The 16,884-nt window shown below is 71.7% G+C and carries 13 protein-coding genes; 10 read left to right on the forward strand and 3 right to left on the reverse strand.

Going from position 1 to position 16,884, the window contains the following annotated elements:
* Positions 1–332: 332 nt before the first annotated feature.
* From Q2K21_RS27045 to Q2K21_RS27080, 8 genes are all read left to right on the forward strand, one after another.
* The gene (locus Q2K21_RS27045; RefSeq protein ID WP_310775955.1) at positions 333–1,115 is read left to right on the forward strand and encodes an adenosylcobinamide-GDP ribazoletransferase; all 783 of its coding nucleotides are present in this window, start codon (positions 333–335) and stop codon (positions 1,113–1,115) included.
* A 268-nt stretch (positions 1,116–1,383) separates the two neighbouring features.
* A complete protein-coding gene (locus Q2K21_RS27050; protein WP_310775957.1) occupies positions 1,384–2,934 on the forward strand; it encodes a leucyl aminopeptidase in 1,551 nt (516 codons plus the stop codon).
* A gap of 338 nt (positions 2,935–3,272) precedes the next feature.
* Complete coding sequence (lpdA, locus tag Q2K21_RS27055) at positions 3,273–4,661, forward strand: dihydrolipoyl dehydrogenase (protein WP_310775959.1); 1,389 nt, start codon at positions 3,273–3,275, stop codon at positions 4,659–4,661.
* Positions 4,662–4,724: 63 nt separating this feature from the next.
* Positions 4,725–6,539 (forward strand): 2-oxoglutarate dehydrogenase, E2 component, dihydrolipoamide succinyltransferase, encoded by a 1,815-nt coding sequence (gene sucB, locus Q2K21_RS27060; protein WP_310775961.1) that lies wholly within the window; start codon positions 4,725–4,727, stop codon positions 6,537–6,539.
* Between the two features lie 539 nt (positions 6,540–7,078).
* Entirely contained in the window at positions 7,079–7,702 is a 624-nt protein-coding gene (locus Q2K21_RS27065) for a GntR family transcriptional regulator (protein ID WP_310775963.1), read from the forward strand.
* 254 nt (positions 7,703–7,956) lie between these two features.
* Positions 7,957–10,668, forward strand: a complete 2,712-nt coding sequence (aceE, locus tag Q2K21_RS27070) for a pyruvate dehydrogenase (acetyl-transferring), homodimeric type (RefSeq protein ID WP_310775965.1) — start codon at positions 7,957–7,959, stop codon at positions 10,666–10,668.
* Between the two features lie 174 nt (positions 10,669–10,842).
* Positions 10,843–11,826, forward strand: coding sequence for a helix-turn-helix transcriptional regulator (locus Q2K21_RS27075; protein WP_310775967.1), 984 nt, complete (start codon positions 10,843–10,845; stop codon positions 11,824–11,826).
* A gap of 56 nt (positions 11,827–11,882) precedes the next feature.
* Complete coding sequence (locus tag Q2K21_RS27080) at positions 11,883–12,401, forward strand: DUF4240 domain-containing protein (protein WP_310781269.1); 519 nt, start codon at positions 11,883–11,885, stop codon at positions 12,399–12,401.
* Between the two features lie 31 nt (positions 12,402–12,432).
* Here the strand turns inward: Q2K21_RS27080 and Q2K21_RS27085 are convergent, their stop codons facing one another.
* Both Q2K21_RS27085 and Q2K21_RS27090 read right to left on the reverse strand, forming a co-directional pair.
* Complete coding sequence (locus Q2K21_RS27085) at positions 12,433–12,693, reverse strand: hypothetical protein (RefSeq protein WP_310775969.1); 261 nt, start codon at positions 12,691–12,693, stop codon at positions 12,433–12,435.
* A 172-nt stretch (positions 12,694–12,865) separates the two neighbouring features.
* Positions 12,866–13,735, reverse strand: coding sequence for a peptidoglycan recognition protein family protein (locus Q2K21_RS27090; protein ID WP_310781271.1), 870 nt, complete (start codon positions 13,733–13,735; stop codon positions 12,866–12,868).
* Positions 13,736–13,991: 256 nt separating this feature from the next.
* Between Q2K21_RS27090 and Q2K21_RS27095 the strand changes: the two genes are divergently transcribed.
* Complete coding sequence (locus Q2K21_RS27095; protein ID WP_310775971.1) at positions 13,992–15,176, forward strand: MarP family serine protease; 1,185 nt, start codon at positions 13,992–13,994, stop codon at positions 15,174–15,176.
* A gap of 59 nt (positions 15,177–15,235) precedes the next feature.
* Here Q2K21_RS27095 and Q2K21_RS27100 read toward each other — a convergent pair whose 3' ends face one another.
* Positions 15,236–15,724 (reverse strand): GNAT family N-acetyltransferase, encoded by a 489-nt coding sequence (locus Q2K21_RS27100; protein WP_310775973.1) that lies wholly within the window; start codon positions 15,722–15,724, stop codon positions 15,236–15,238.
* Positions 15,725–15,837: 113 nt separating this feature from the next.
* Between Q2K21_RS27100 and Q2K21_RS27105 the strand changes: the two genes are divergently transcribed.
* Positions 15,838–16,740 carry a TIGR01777 family oxidoreductase gene (locus Q2K21_RS27105; protein WP_310775975.1) on the forward strand — a complete coding sequence of 301 codons (903 nt, stop codon included), beginning with the start codon at positions 15,838–15,840 and terminating at the stop codon, positions 16,738–16,740.
* The last annotated feature ends 144 nt before the right edge of the window (positions 16,741–16,884 follow it).

Genomic DNA, 16,884 nt, shown 5'->3' on the forward strand with positions numbered 1-16,884 from the left:
ACGCTGACGCGGTGCCGCTGCGCACGACTGCCCGCGACTGGGGCAGCTACCGAACACTTGCCCAGTGCTCCATCCTTCTGGATGGAGCACTGGGCATCCTTGCCTCAGCGGCCCGGAGGGCCGCGGAGTCATGGCAGAATCGCCTTGTCCGACAACGGAGTTGCCGGACCTACCGCCGGACGGGCGGGACGTGAAGCCTGTGGAGACCTTGTCAGACCACCCTCACGGGCGGCAGGGGTCGATGAAGCAGGAACCCGAGGGAGCACCGCGAAGCGGTGCAGACCGGAATCACCTGCGTTTACGCAGGTGAGGACGTCAAGTACTCTGCGCCGGTGTCCAAGATCCCACCGCTCCACGGCCTCCGTTTCGCCTTCGGCACCCTCACCGTGCTGCCCGTCCGGGTGACCCGGTGGGACCGGGAAGCCGCGCGGGGCGGGATGTTGTCGGCGCCCCTCGCCGGGGTGGTCGTCGGTGGGATCGCCGCCTCGGTCGGAGTACTCCTGCTTCTGTCGGGTGCCGGGGCGCTGCTCGCCGCCGTCGCCTCCGCCGCGGTACCCGCGATGCTCACCCGGGGTCTGCACCTGGACGGTCTGGCCGACACCGCCGACGGGCTCGGGAGCGGCAAACCCGCCGAGGACGCGCTGCGGATCATGAAGCAGTCGGACATCGGACCGTTCGGTGTGATCACACTGCTGTTCGTGCTGCTCGCGCAGGTGGCGGCGCTCGCGGAGGCCTACGGCGACTCCTGGGCGCGCGGTGCGCTGGCCGCCGTCGTCTCGGCCACCGCCGCCCGGCTGGCCCTGACCCTGGCCGCGCGCGACGGGGTACCGGCGGCCCGGCCCGAGGGGCTGGGGGCCGCGGTCGCGGGAGTGGTTCCGGTGGGCGGTGCCCTGGCGGTGGCGGCCGCCGTCACCGTGGGCGCGGCCGCCGGGGGCATGCTCTCCGGGGCGTACGAGGCCGTCCGTACGGCGGCCGCGGTGGTGGTCGCGGTCGCGGCCGGGGACCTGCTGTCGCGGCACTGCACCCGTCGCTTCGGCGGGGTGACGGGCGATGTGTTCGGCGCTCTCGCGGAGACCGCGGCGACGACCGCGCTGGTGGTGATGTCGCTCGGGTGACCCAGCGGGTCACCGCCGCCGGGCGTGGCCTGCGGACCGAGGTGTGACCAAGCTCACCGGACGTCAGGGGTGGCACATGACCATGGTCCAACTGCGAGATGAACACGGGCCGGAACGAGCGAAACCGGCCCCCGCGCGTAGGCTCGTGCCGGGTGCTCCCCTGCCCAGGCGAAGACCGCGCCGCCGGAGGGATCTAGGGTCGGTTCCCGGGCCGGTCGACCCATCCGTTCGGCCACCGAAACTCAATTGGAAGCGAGATTTCACCACCGTGACTGCTCTCACTCTCAGCACCGCCGCGGCGGCCGGCCTGCGGGCCGACGCGATCGTGGTCGGTGTCGCGAAGGGCGCCGAGGGCCCGGTCCTCGCACCGGGCGCCGAGGCCGTGGACCAGGCGTACGACGGCAGGCTCGCCGCCATCCTCGAAACCCTGGGCGCCTCGGGCGCCGAGGGCGAGGTGACGAAGCTGCCCGCGCCCTCCGGCTTCAAGGCGCCCGTCGTGCTGGCGGTGGGCCTCGGTGCCGAGCCGGAGAACACCGAGGACGCCGACGACGCCGAGAACAAGGACGCGGCGTTCTCCGCCGAGTCGCTGCGCCGCGCCGCCGGTGCCGCCGCCCGTGCGCTGGCCGGTTCGAAGAAGGCCGTCTTCGCGCTGCCGATCTCGGACGCCGCCGACGCCGGCGCCATCGGCGAGGGCGCGCTGCTCGGCGCGTACGCCTTCGACGCGTACAAGGAGAACGGCAAGAACGCCAAGAACGGCAAGGCCCCGCTGGCCGAGGTCGCCCTGCTCGGCGGCAAGCCCCGCGACAAGGCGTACAAGGCGGCCGTCGAGCGCGTCATCGCGGTCACCGAGGAGCTCAACCGCGCCCGCGACCTGATCAACATGCCGCCGAACGACCTGAACCCGGCGGCCTTCGCGGCGCTCGCGCAGACCGCGGCCAAGGAGCACGGCCTCAAGGTGCAGGTGCTCGACGAGAAGGCGCTGGCCAAGGGCGGCTACGGCGGCATCCTCGGCGTCGGCGCGGGCTCGGCCTCCGCTCCCCGTCTGGTGAAGCTGTCGTACACGCACTCCAAGGGGGCCAAGAACCTGGCCTTCGTCGGCAAGGGCATCACCTACGACTCCGGCGGCATCTCCCTCAAGCCGGCCGGCCACAACGAGACGATGAAGTGCGACATGAGCGGCGCCGCGGCGGTCTTCGCCGCGGTCGTGACCGCCGCCCGGCTCGGTCTCGAGGTCAACGTCACCGGCTGGCTCGCCCTGGCCGAGAACATGCCCTCCGGTTCCGCGACCCGCCCGGGTGACGTGCTGCGCATGTACAGCGGCAAGACCGTCGAGGTCCTCAACACGGACGCCGAGGGCCGACTGGTCCTCGCTGACGCGCTGTGGGCGGCTTCGGAGGAGCAGCCGGACGCGATCGTGGACGTCGCGACCCTGACCGGCGCGATGGTCCTGGCGCTGGGCAGCCGTACCTTCGGCGTCATGGCCAACGACGACGCGTTCCGCACGGCGATCGTCGAGGCCGCCGAGGAGGTCGGCGAGGACTCCTGGCCGATGCCGCTGCCCGAGCACCTGCGCAAGGGCATGGACTCCCCCACGGCCGACATCGCCAACATGGGCGAGCGGATGGGCGGCGGCCTGGTCGCCGGCCTGTTCCTGAAGGAGTTCGTCGGCGAGGGCATCACCTGGGCCCACCTCGACATCGCCGGCCCGGCCTTCAACGAGCAGGCGCCGTTCGGCTACACGCCCAAGGGCGGCACGGGCAGCGCGGTGCGCACGCTGGTGCGGCTCGCGGAGCTCACGGCGGCGGGAGACCTCGGCTGAGGTTCGTTCCTCCGCCGCAACGGCCCCGGGGTGTCTGCCACCCCGGGGCCGTCCTGTCCCCTCCGGTTGTCCCCTCCGGTTGTCCTCCAGCAGTCCTTGGCCGGTCCTCCGTTGCTGTCCTTCGGTAGCCCTCCGTTGTCCTTCGGGAGTCCTCCGGAACCGGCGGGTGCGATGTGTCACACACCGGCCCCGCGTCTCGTCCACTCCCAACAAGTGCAAAGATGGGTTCTCGGCAGGACAGGGCCCCACCGAAGGGCCGAAGCAACAAGCGGCCGGACACCAGCCGCCGACCGGTCACTGGAGACCGGCGTACGGCGCACATGCATGGAGGACGTGACGTGGCGAACGACGCCAGCACCGTTTTCGACCTAGTGATCCTCGGCGGTGGTAGCGGTGGTTACGCCGCGGCCCTGCGCGGGGCGCAGCTGGGCCTGGACGTCGCCCTGATCGAGAAGGACAAGGTCGGCGGCACCTGCCTGCACCGGGGTTGCATCCCCACCAAGGCCCTGCTGCACGCGGGCGAGATCGCCGACCAGGCCCGCGAGAGCGAGCAGTTCGGTGTCAAGGCCAGCTTCGAGGGCATCGACGTACCGGCCGTCCACAAGTACAAGGACGAGGTCATCTCGGGCCTGTACAAGGGTCTGCAGGGCCTGATCGCCTCCCGCAAGGTGACCTACATCGAGGGTGAGGGCTACCTGTCCTCCCCGACCTCGGTGGACGTCAACGGCCAGCGGATCCAGGGCCGCCACGTCCTCCTGGCGACCGGTTCCGTGCCCAAGTCGCTGCCGGGTCTGGAGATCGACGGCAACCGCATCATCTCCTCCGACCACGCTCTCGTCCTGGACCGTGTGCCGAAGTCCGCGATCATCCTCGGCGGCGGCGTCATCGGCGTCGAGTTCGCCTCCGCGTGGAAGTCCTTCGGCTCGGACGTCACGGTCATCGAGGGCCTGAAGCACCTCGTCCCGGTCGAGGACGAGAACTCCTCCAAGCTTCTTGAGCGCGCCTTCCGCAAGCGCGGCATCAAGTTCAACCTGGGCACCTTCTTCCAGAAGGCCGAGTACACCCAGGACGGTGTCAAGGTCACCCTCGCCGACGGCAAGGAGTTCGAGGCCGAGGTCCTCCTCGTCGCCGTCGGCCGTGGCCCGGTCTCCCAGGGCCTGGGCTACGAGCAGGCCGGGGTCGCGATGGACCGCGGCTACGTCCTCGTCGACGAGTACATGCGGACGAACGTCCCCACCATCTCCGCCGTCGGTGACCTGGTCCCGACGCTCCAGCTCGCGCACGTCGGCTTCGCCGAGGGCATCCTGGTGGCGGAGCGCCTGGCCGGCCTGAAGGCCGTCCCGATCGACTACGACGGCGTGCCGCGGGTGACGTACTGCCACCCCGAGGTCGCTTCCGTGGGCATCACCGAGGCCAAGGCCAAGGAGATCTACGGCGCGGACAAGGTCGTCGCTCTGAAGTACAACCTGGCGGGCAACGGCAAGAGCAAGATCCTCAAGACCGCGGGCGAGATCAAGCTCGTCCAGGTCAAGGACGGTGCCGTGGTCGGCGTCCACATGGTCGGCGACCGCATGGGCGAGCAGGTCGGCGAGGCCCAGCTGATCTACAACTGGGAGGCGCTGCCGGCCGAGGTGGCCCAGCTCATCCACGCCCACCCGACGCAGAACGAGGCGCTCGGCGAGGCCCACCTGGCCCTGGCCGGCAAGCCGCTCCACTCCCACGACTGACGCCTTCAGTCTTCGGGCGCGACGACACAGACTTCCGCAATTCGTTAAGGAGAAACCGAAACCATGGCGGTTTCCGTAACCCTTCCGGCGCTCGGCGAGAGCGTCACCGAGGGCACAGTCACCCGCTGGCTGAAGGCCGAGGGCGAGCGCGTCGAGGCCGACGAGCCGCTGCTCGAGGTGTCGACCGACAAGGTCGACACCGAGATCCCCGCCCCCGCCTCGGGCGTCCTGACCTCCATCAAGGTCGCCGAGGACGAGACCGTTGAGGTCGGCGCCGAGCTGGCCGTCATCGACGACGGCACGGGTGCGCCCGCTGCCGCTCCGGCCCCGGCCGCCGTCGAGGCGCCCGCCCCGGCCCCGGCCGCCGCTCCGGCCCCGGCTGCCGTGCCCGCTCCGGCCCCGGTCGCCGAAGCCCCGGCCGCCCCGGCCCCGGCTGCCGCTCCGGCCGGTGCCGCCCAGGGCACGGACGTGGTCCTGCCCGCGCTCGGTGAGTCCGTCACCGAGGGCACCGTCACCCGCTGGCTGAAGTCGGTCGGCGACACCGTCGACGCCGACGAGCCGCTGCTCGAGGTCTCCACGGACAAGGTCGACACCGAGATCCCGGCGCCCACCTCCGGTGTGCTGCTCGAGATCACGGTCGGCGAGGACGAGACCGCCGAGGTCGGCGCCAAGCTGGCCGTCATCGGCGCTCCGGGTGCCGCTCCGGCGGCCGCCCCGGCCCCGGCCGCTCCGGCTCCCGCCCCGGCCGCCGCCGCCCCGGCTCCGGCCGCCCCCGCGGCTCCGGCTCCCGCCCCGGCCGCGCCCGCCGCTCCGGCTCCGGCTCCGGCCGCTCCGGTGGCCCCCGCCGCTGCCGCCCCGGCTCCGGTGGCCCCCGCCGCTCCGGCTGCCGCGCCCGCCCCGGTCGCCCCGGCCCCGGTCGCTCCGGCCGCCGCCAAGCCGACCGACGAGGGCGCCTACGTGACCCCGCTGGTGCGCAAGCTCGCCGCCGAGAACGGCGTCGACCTGTCCACCGTCAAGGGCACCGGCGTCGGCGGCCGTATCCGCAAGCAGGACGTCATCGCCGCCGCCGAGGCCGCGAAGGCCGCCGCCGCCGCTCCGGCTCCGGCTGCCGCCGCCGCTCCGGCCGCCCGGAAGACCCCCGTCCTGGAGGCCTCCCCGCTGCGCGGACAGACCGTCAAGATGCCGCGGATCCGCAAGGTCATCGGCGACAACATGGTCAAGGCCCTGCACGAGCAGGCCCAGCTGTCCTCGGTCGTCGAGGTCGACGTCACCCGCCTGATGCGCCTGCGCGCCCAGGCCAAGGACTCGTTCGCCGCGCGTGAGGGCGTCAAGCTCTCCCCGATGCCGTTCTTCGTGAAGGCGGCGGCCCAGGCGCTGAAGGCCCACCCGGTCATCAACGCCAAGATCAACGAGGCCGAGGGCACGATCACCTACTTCGACACCGAGAACATCGGTATCGCGGTGGACTCCGAGAAGGGCCTGATGACCCCGGTCATCAAGTACGCCGGTGACCTCAACATCGCCGGCATCGCCAAGGCCACGGCCGAACTGGCGGGCAAGGTCCGCGGCAACAAGATCACCCCGGACGAGCTGTCCGGCGCGACCTTCACCATCAGCAACACCGGTTCGCGCGGTGCCCTGTTCGACACGATCATCGTGCCGCCGGGCCAGGTCGCGATCCTCGGCATCGGCGCCACGGTCAAGCGCCCGGCCGTCATCGAGACGGAGGAGGGTACGGTCATCGGCGTCCGCGACATGACGTACCTGACGCTGTCCTACGACCACCGTCTGGTGGACGGCGCCGACGCGGCCCGCTACCTGACCGCGGTCAAGGCGATCCTGGAGGCGGGCGAGTTCGAGGTCGAGCTCGGCCTCTGATTCCGGCGGCCTCTGGAGGCCGAGGATCTCAACGAGAAGTCGAGCTCGGCCTCTGAGGCCCCTGAGCCCTCAGCTCCAGCCGCTTGTACGGTGCCCCCGTCCGGAGTTCTCCGGGCGGGGGCACCGCGTTTCCGCAGCCTTCAGAACGTCGCGCCTCAGCAGGTGCCGGGCGTCGAGGCCGTCCCGGGCATGCTCCTGACCTTCTTGATCTTCGTGCGGTCCGGCTTGTACTTCCCCGACCCGCTCGGCCGGCACCCGCGACCGCCACGACCGCCGCCATCACAGCCGCCGTGACCGCGCAGGCGATACGTCCGGTACAGGCCCTTGCCCGGCACCGCGCTCACGGGGCACATTCCGGGGCGTGTAAGTCTCGTCTCACCTGCGCGAAAGCGCCCCCATGCGCCCCTCCCGCGGCGGGATACGGCCTTATTGTCTAAACGTCAAACGCCCCAGGGTCCCGCCCGCCGCCCGACCGCCACCCCGCAACGAGGCCCCCCGGGCCACAGCATTGGATCTGAGTCCCCGCCTAAGGAGCCTTCATGACCACGCCCGTCGTCCACTCGCTGCGCGAACAGATCCGCGAGCACATCGTGGAAGGGATCGTCAGCGGGCGCTGGAAGCCGGGCGAGCGGATCGTCGAGCGGCGGATCGCGACCGAACTGGAGGTCAGCCAGACCCCAGTGCGGGAGGCGCTGCGCGAGCTGGAGTCACTGCGGCTGATCGAGTCGGCACCCAACAAGGGCGTACGGGTGCGGAACCTGACGGCGGCCGACCTGGAGGAGAGCTACCCCGTCCGGGCAGGCCTGGAGGCCATAGCGGCGGAACTGGCGGCGGAGAGGCTGGCGGAGGACTGCTCCGCGCTGGAGCCGCACGTCGCGGCGCTGTACGAGGCGGACCGCGCGTCGGACGGGACGGCGCAGGTGCGGCACACGGTGGCCTTCCACCGGGAACTGGTGCGGGCGGCCGGGAACTCGGTGCTGCTGCACACCTGGGAGGGGCTGGGCATCGAGGTGTTCACCGCCCTGTCGATCCGGTGGCTGGGCACGGTGCAGCAGTCGTACGCGGAGGAGCACGAGGAACTGGTCCAGGCGTTCCGTCGCCACGACCCGCGGATCGCCGAGCTGGTGAAGGCCCACGTCCTCGGCTGCGCGCCGCAGGCGTGACCTTGAGCGGACCTCCGCTCAAACGCATTCTCTACCTGCGAAAACAGCGGCACCCCGTGCCTTCGGCGAAGACACCCCGTGCCGACTTTCTCGAAATCAACAGATTTTGGGGCCTCCCCTTTGATCGATCATCGATCAGGGAGTTACAGTCGCCGACGGGCTTCTACCCAAGCCCTCGCCCTGTCCTGCCAAAGACCAAGGGCACCCCCCAAAACCCTCATAGGGAACCCCCTTCGACTGAGGAAGGCGGCGACATGACCGACCCCAACGCCATCCAGCCGAGCGAGCTCGACCAGCTCCCGGACCGCGACCCCGAGGAGACCGCCGAATGGCAGGCCTCCCTGGACGCCGTCACCAAGGCGGCCGGGCCGCACCGTGCCGCGTACCTGATGCGCCGCACGCTGGAGCGCGCTGAGGCGGGCGGCGTCGCGCTGCCCAAGCTCCTCGAAACGGACTACGTCAACACCATCCCCACCGCCGCCGAGCCGGCCGCGCCCGGTGACGAGGCCATGGAGGCCCGGATCACCGCGTGGAACCGCTGGAACGCGGCCGCGATGGTGACCCGTGGCTCGAAACACGGCGTCGGCGGCCACATCGCCACCTTCGCCTCCGCCGCCTGGCTCTACGAGACCGGCTTCAACCACTTCTTCAAGGGCAAGGACTCCGGCGACGCCGCCGGCTCCGGCGACCAGCTGTACATCCAGGGCCACGCCTCCCCCGGCATCTACGCCCGCGCGTTCCTCGACGGCCGCCTGAACGAGGCCCACCTGGACAACTTCCGCCAGGAGGCTGGCGGCAACGGCCTGCCGTCGTACCCGCACCCGCGTCGGCTGCCCTGGCTGTGGGAGTTCCCGACCGTCTCCATGGGTCTCGGTCCGCTCTCCGCCATCTACCAGGCGCGCTTCAACCGCTATCTCACCAACCGCGGCATCAAGGACGTCTCCACGTCCCACGTGTGGGCGTTCCTGGGCGACGGCGAGATGGACGAGCCCGAGTCGACGGCGGCCCTGGCGCTCGCCTCCCGCGAAGGCCTCGACAACCTCACCTTCGTCATCAACTGCAACCTGCAGCGCCTCGACGGCCCGGTCCGCGCCAACTTCAAGATCGTGCAGGAGCTGGAGGCCCAGTTCCGCGGTGCCGGCTGGAACGTCATCAAGACGCTGTGGGGCTCGGCCTGGGACGAGCTGTTCCAGCTCGACACCACCGGCGCGCTCGTACGCCGCCTGCGTGAGGTACCGGACGCGCAGGTCCAGACGTACCAGACCCGCGACGCCGCCTACATCCGCGAGGACTTCTTCGGCAAGGACCCGGCGCTCGTCGAGATGGCGAAGCTGCTGAGCGACGACAAGATCCTCGAGTGCTTCCACCTCTCCCGTGGCGGCCACGAGGCCCGCAAGGTGTACGCCGCGTACAAGGCGGCCCTGGAGCACAAGGGTGCCCCGACGGTCATCCTGGCCCAGACGGTCAAGGGCTTCACGCTCGGCCAGGGCTTCGCGTCGAAGAACGCCAACCACCAGATGAAGAAGCTGACGGTGGACGAGTTCAAGACGATGCGCGACCTGCTCGAACTCCCCATCCCCGACAGCAAGTTCGTCGACGGTGTGGTCCCCTACGGCCACCCGGGCGCCGACTCCCCCGAGGTCCGCTACCTCCAGGAGCGCCGCGCGGCCCTCGGCGGTCCGGCCCCTGCCCGCCGTACGCACGCGCTGGCGCCGCTGCCGGCCCCCGCCGAGAAGGCGTTCGCCTCCTTCGACAAGGGCTCCGGCTCGCAGAACGTGGCGACCACGATGGCCTTCGTCCGCCTCGTCAAGGACCTGGTCCGCGAGAAGGAGACCGGCAAGCGCTGGGTGCCGATCGTCCCGGACGAGGCGCGCACCTTCGGCATGGAGAGCCTCTTCCCGTCCCTGGGCATCTACTCACCCAAGGGCCAGACGTACGAGCCGGTCGACCGCGACCAGCTGATGTACTACAAGGAGGCCAAGAACGGCCAGATCCTCAACGAGGGGATCACCGAGGCCGGTTCGATGGCCGACTTCATCGCCGCGTCGACCGCGTACGCGACGCACGGCGAGGCGATGATCCCCTTCTACATCTTCTACTCGATGTTCGGCTGGCAGCGCACGGCCGACCAGATGTGGCAGCTCGGCGACCAGCTCGGCCGCGGCTTCCTCGTCGGCGCCACGGCCGGCCGCACGACGCTGACCGGTGAAGGCCTCCAGCACGCCGACGGCCACTCGCCGGTGATCGCGGCCACGAACCCGGCCGCGCTGACGTACGACCCGGCGTTCGCGTACGAGATCGCGACGATCGTCAAGGACGGCCTGCGCCGTATGTACGGCGAGGCGGCCCCGGGCGAGGACCAGAACGTCTTCTACTACCTCACGGTCTACAACGAGCCGCTGCCGCAGCCCGCCAAGCCGTCGGGTCTCGGCATCGACGAGGGCATCGTCAAGGGCCTGTACCGCTTCAACACGGCCGAGTCGGCGGGGCTTTCCCCGGCCGCCAACGCCCCGCGCATCCAGCTGCTGGGCTCCGGCACGGCGATCCACTGGGCGCTGACGGCGCAGAAGCTGCTCGCCGAGGAGTGGGGTGTCGCGGCGGACGTGTGGTCGGCGACGTCCTGGACCGAGCTGCGGCGCGACGCCCTGGAGGCGGACGCGGCGCTGCTGCGGGGCGAGGAGCGCGTCCCGTACGTGCGTCAGGCCCTTCAGGGCGCCGAGGGTCCGGTGCTCGCGGTCTCCGACTACATGCGCCAGGTCCCGGACCAGATCGCGCAGTGGGTCGAGCAGGACTACTCCTCGCTGGGCGCCGACGGCTTCGGCCTCTCGGACACCCGTGAGGCGGCCCGCCGCCACTTCGGCGTCGACGCCCAGTCGATCGTCGTCGCGGCGCTGGCGCAGCTCGCCAAGCGCGGCGAGGTGAAGGCCACGGCCGTGAAGGAAGCGCGGGACAAGTACGGCCTGTGAGGCCGGCGGTCCGGTGAATTCGGTGAAGGGGCACGGCAGCCGCCGTGCCCCTTCGCTGTCGGTGGCGCCTGCCCTGTCGGTGGCGCCTTCGCTGTCGGTGCCGCCTTCGCTGCCGGTGCCGCCTTCGCTGCCGGTGCCGCCTTCGCTGTCGGTGGTGCCCGGCATCATGAGCCCATGCGTGCCGCCCGTCTCATCAAAATGGTGCTGTTGCTCCAGTCCCGGCCCTCCATGACCGCCGCCGAGCTGGCCCGGGAGCTGGAGGTGTCCGAGCGGACCGTCACACGGGACGCGCAGGCGCTGTCGGAGGCGGGGGTTCCGGTGTACGCCGACCGGGGGCGGGCCGGCGGTTACCGGCTGATCGGCGGGTACCGCACACGGCTGACCGGGCTCGCGCGCGGCGAGGCCGAGGCGCTGTTCCTCAGTGGCGTACCCGGGGCGCTGCGCGAGATGGGGCTTGAGGACGCGGCCTCAGCGGCCCGCCTGAAGGTGTCCGCCGCCCTTCTTCCCTCCCTCCGTGACGCCTCCCGTACGGCGACGCAGCGGTTCCATCTGGACGCGCCCGCCTGGTTCACGGAGCCCGGGACTCCGCGGCTGCTGCCGGCGGTCGCGGACGCGGTGTGGGACGACCGGCGGATCACCGCGCGATACCGGCGCGGCGAGGACGTGGTGGAGCGGGACCTGGAACCGTACGGGCTCGTGCTCAAGGCGGGTGTCTGGTACCTGTGCGCGCGGGTGGCGGGGCAGAGTTCCTCCGGTTCCTTCCGGGTGTACCGCATCGACCGCTTCACGGCCGTGGACGCCGGGGAGGAGCGGTTCGCCCGGGCCGAGGAGTTCGATCTGCCGGCCTTCTGGGAGGAACGGGCCGAGCAGTTCGCGCGGTCCGTCCTGCGGGCCGAGGTCGTGGTGCGGCTGTCCGGGGACGGCGTGCGGAGGCTGCCGTACGCCGTCGATCCCCTCTCCGCCCGGGAGGCGCTGAGGACCGCGGGCGCCCCGGACGAGGACGGCTGGGTGACGCTGACCCTGCCGGTGGAATCCGAGGAGGTCGCGCACACCCAACTCACGGCGCTGGGCGCGGAGGTCGAGGTGCTGTCCCCCCAGGGGCTGCGGACGCGCTTCGCGGGCGACGCGATACGGCTCGCGGGGCTGTACGCCCCCTGACGATCCGCCGCACTCCACGTGCGCCCCACCCGTTCAGGGCCGATGCTGGTCCCGTGATGGACGAGACGGAGTTCTGGGAGCTGGTGGACGCGAGCCGCGAGGCAGCCGAGGGCGACCCGGAGGATCAGGCGGACCTGCTCGTGGAGCGGCTGCTTGAGCTGGACCCGGAGCAGATCCTGGACTTCGCCCGGCACTTCGAGGCCCGGTACAACCGCGCCTACCGCTGGGACCTGTGGGGCGCCGCCTGGGTGCTGCTCGACGGGGCGAGCGACGACGCGTTCGACTTCTTCCGGTGCTGGCTGATCGGCCAGGGCCGGGAGGTCTTCGAGGGTGCCGTGCACGACCCGGACTCGCTCGCGGACCTCCTGGAGGACTTCGACGAGGAGGTCGACGGGGACGGCGAGGAGCTCGGTTACGCGGCGGACGAGGCGTACGAGCAGCTCACCGGCACCGTGGCGCCCGACCTGGGCATCCCGCCGGCGCCCTCCGAGCCGGAGGGGACGGCGTTCGACCTGGAGGACGAATCCGCGCTCGCCGAGCGCTACCCGAGGCTCTGGGAACGGTTCAAGGGCTGAGGCGCGGTCGGCGCCCCGGTCGCCCCGCCGCTCACGCCACGCGTCGGCGGGTGGAGTCCGAGGGAAGGTAGGCCTGGGCCTGACCGGCGCCCGCGAAGAGGTGTCCGGGCGCCCGGTCGTGCGGGGCCGCGTGGTACATCGGGGCCCTGTTGGCCTGGTCGAGGGCGGACGCCGTGGCCGCCGCCGGGCCGAGGACGACCGTCGCCACCGCGCAGACCACCGCCCAGGGGTTGCGCACGGCCCCGGCCCACGTGCTCGTCTTCTTCGTCTCCGTACGACTGCTGCTGCTCATGATCCCCACCTCCGGTCGGCTTGCTTCGAAACCGTAGGGCGCGGGGATCTGAGGACTCTGCGTACGGCCTGTGGCGTTCCTGTGGGTCTTGTCGCGGGCCTCGTGGGCCTCCCTGGTCGAAGGCGTCACGGCTCGTCACAGCTCGCTGTGGGCCGGGCTTCAAGGACGGACGTCACGGCTTCTTGTGGGCCGTGCTCGACGGCGTGCTCGTGGGCGTATTCGGGGCCGTGCTCGTGGGCGTGCTCGTGGCCGTACTCGGGGTCTTGCTCGTCGGCGTGCTCGGGGCCATGCTCGGGGGCCCGTCATGCCCCCGGCCTTGCAGCCGCGCCGCCTGCTCCCTGATGGCCGGCAGGAGGGCGCTGAGGGCCGCTCCGGGACAGCTCGTCATATAGCCGTCGTTGTGGCCGGCGAGCGCGGGCAGCATGGCCGCCGTGCCCGCCTTGTACCGGCTCAGGCCGTTGCTGGAGACGAGCCGGACCCGGGTGCGCGGGTCGATGTCCGCGAGGCCCAGCTTCCAGGCGGCCAGGGCGGCGATCGCGTCGGTCATCGCCTTGGGCACCGCGATGCCCTGTGTGAAGGTGCCGATGGCGGCGATGCCCGCCGTGCGGTGGTTGAAGCCCTGGGTGTGGGCGCCGGTGACGGGGCGGTCGATGCCGCCCGCGCGGCCCTCGTAGATCGTGCCGCAGCGGTCGACGAGGAAGTTGTAGCCGATGTCGTCCCACTGGCGGGCGCCCCTCTGGCCCGTGTACAGGTAGCGGATGATGCGGGGCGCGTCGGCGCACTTGTAGCCGTTGGGCGAGTCGGTGTGGTGCACGAAGACCGCGACGACCTTGTCGTCGTAGCGCGGGGGCGGCTGGTTGCGGGTGGTGGCGTCCGCCCAGACCGTCCTCGGCACGATGCGTGGTTTCGGCGCCGGGTGCAGGACGGCGGAGCGGGCCTCGACCGGCTGCGAGGGCTGGAGCGCCACCGTGCGTTCGACCCCGGAGGCGCACAGCACCAACGCGAGGACGGCGGCGAACCCGGGCAGACAGCCGAGCAGCATCAGGGCGGCGCCCGGAATCCGTACCGCACGCCTCTTCTCGGCCCCCCGCGATCTTCGCAAGACACGCATGGACCCACTGTCGGTCCCCTCCCCCGCATCCGCGATGTGTGGTGTGCCACCTGGCGGAACCATCGTCCCGTTCCACGGCGTTTTTACAGGTCGACGCGTGCGTGGCCGATTTCCGGGCGTACGCGCGCGCGGCTGATCACTGCGCTCCCGCCGCGCGTACTAGGGGGTCCCAGAGAAAGGCGGCTCCGTGGACCTGCTCGACATCCTGCTGATGCTGGTGATCCTGGCCTACGCCGCGTCCGGCTATCGGCGCGGACTGGTGGCCGGCTGCGTCTCCCTGGCCGGTTTCGTGGGCGGTGCCGTCGTCGGGGTGTGGGTCCTGCCGTGGGTGATGAACCTGGTGGCGCGGGGGACGACGGCGGCGACCGTGGCCGCCGTGTGCACGGTGCTGGTCCCGGCGGTGGTGGGCCATGAGCTGGCGGCTCGCCTCGCGCTGAAGCTGCGGCGCGAACTGGACCGCGGGCCGCTGCGGGTGGCCGACGGGATCGGTGGGGCCGCGGCGAACACGCTGGCCGTGCTGCTCGTGGCGTGGGTGGCCGCGAGCGTCCTCGGTGCCTCCTCCTCCCCGCTGGTCACGGAGGCGATACGGGACTCCAGGCTGCTGGGCGCCGTGCAGAACGCGATGCCGGACACCACCCCGACCTGGTTCTCCCGGGCCACGTCCGCGCTCACCCAGGCGGGCTTCCCGCAGGTCTTCAACCCCTTCGAGAACGAACCGGCGACCGGGGTCGCCAAGCCCTCCGGGGACAACGTCACGGCGAGCGCGACGAACGCCGCCAAGCTCAGCACGGTCAAGATCGAGGGCGCCGCGGGCGACCAGGGCCGCGAGGGCAGCGGCTTCGTGTACGCGGCGCGGCACGTGATGACCAACGCCCATGTGGTGGCGGGCATCGACGACCCGGCCGTACGGATCGGCGGCGTCGGTCCCGCGTACAGGGCCCGGGTGGTGCTCTTCGACCCCGAGCGGGACGTGGCCGTGCTGTACGTGCCCGATCTGCACGCGCCTGTCCTGCGCTTCGACGACGGCGCGGAGCGGGGCGACGCGGCCGTGGTCGCGGGGTATCCGCAGGACGGAGACCTGACGCTGCGGGCCGCGACGGTCGCGAACCGGATCCGCGCCAACGGCCAGAACATCTACAGCACGGACACCGTCACCCGGGAGATCTACTCGATCCGCTCGACGGTCCTGCCCGGCAACTCCGGCGGCCCGCTGCTCACCACCGACGGCGAGGTCTACGGCGTGGTCTTCGCCCGCTCCACCTCGGACCAGGAGACGGGGTACGTCCTGACGGCGGCCGAGGTCGCGAGCGACGCGAAGCGCGCGACGCGGGCCACGACGCCGGTGGACACGGGCGACCTCGTCACGTCCTGAGTCACGGGAAGTGCCCGAGGGTCCAGGGAACGCCCGAAGGTCCAGCGAACGCCCGAGCGTTACAGGGAGCGCCCCATGAGCACGTCGTCGACGTACTCGCCCTCGATCAGGAACTCCTCGGGGAGGATCCCCTCCACCACGAACCCCTCGGACTCGTAGAGCCCCCGGGCCGGGGCGTTGTGTCCGAGGACGCGCAGGGTGATGCGGCGCGCTCCGCGCCGCCGGGCCTCGTCCTGCGCGGCGCGCAGCAACGCCCGGCCGATCCCGGCGCCGCGCGCCTCGTCGGCGACGGCCAGTCCCTGGATCTGCCGGACGTGGGAGTTGCACGCCAGCGGCGTCGGGAACGCCAGCTTGATGTAGCCGACGACCGCGCCGTCGAGCTCGGCGACGAGGTGGTCCCGCGGCCCGAACCGCTCGTTGAAGAAGGGCTGGTACGGCGGCTGAGGGCGCGGCTGGACGGCGTGCAGCGGAGACCAGGTGTCACGGTCCAGCCGACCGAGTACCTCCTCGTCGTCGGACGTGGCCAGACGTATGTGCGGAATCGGCATGAGGGTCACTGTACGGCGGGGGTCCGACGACCTGCCCGGTGGTTTCGGGGTGGCCGGGCGGGTCGGGCGAGGGGTGCGGCGTGCGGGAGGGGCACGGCGTGCAGGATGGGCACATGGAACGTTCCCGAATCGCCGTGGCCGGTGCGTCCGGTCTCATCGGCAGTGCCCTGGTGCGGTCGCTGGTCGCGGACGGGCACGAGGTGGTGCGCCTGGTGCGCCGCGGGGCCCGGAGCGAAGACGAGGTCTGCTGGGATCCCGAAGGGCAGTATGTGGACACGGCCGGGCTCGCCGGGTGCGACGCCGTGGTCAATCTGGCGGGGGCCGGGGTCGGCGACCGCCGCTGGACGGACGCGTACAAGAAGACGCTGCGCGACAGCCGGGTGCTCGGCACGGAGGCGCTCGCGCAGGCCGTGGCCTCCCTGCCCGAGCCGCCGCGTGTGTTCGTGAGCGGCAGTGCGATCGGCTACTACGGCGACACCGGGGACCGGGCGGTCGACGAGGAGGCACCGCCCGGGGACGGCTTCCTGCCCTCGCTGTGCGTGGAGTGGGAAGAGGCGGCGGCGGCCGCGCGGGCGGCGGGCGTCCGCACGGTGTTCGTGCGCACGGGCCTGGTGGTGGCCCGCGGGGGCGGTGCCTGGGGGCGGCTGTTCCCGCTGTTCCAGGCGGGGCTCGGCGGGCGGATGGGCGACGGGCGCCAGTACTGGTCGTACATCTCGCTGTACGACGAGGTCGCGGCGATCCGCCATCTCATCTCCACCGAGGGGCTGTCCGGGCCGTTCAATCTGACGGCTCCCGAGCCGCTGACGAACAGTGAGATCACGGCGGCGATGGGGCGCGTGCTGCACCGTCCGACGCTCTTCTCGGTGCCCGCGCCGGTGTTGCGGGCCGCGCTCGGCGAGATGGCCGGGGACGTGCTCGGCAGCGCGCGGGTGCTGCCGACGCGCCTTGTGGAGTCCGGTTTCTCGTTCACGTTCCCGGACATCGAGGAGGCGCTTCGGGCGGCCCTGCGGCAGTAGTCCCGGAGTGTTCCGGCGGTAGCTCCGGACGGCGCCCCGGTGCCGGCAACGGCGACCCGGGGTTCCCGTTTTCGACCATATGCGACCGCCGTGCGACCGTGCCCTGTTCATGCGCGACTCCCCTTGACCGTCGCCGAACCTACC

Source organism: Streptomyces sp. CGMCC 4.7035 (assembly GCF_031583065.1).
GTDB classification, from domain to species: domain Bacteria; phylum Actinomycetota; class Actinomycetes; order Streptomycetales; family Streptomycetaceae; genus Streptomyces; species Streptomyces yaanensis.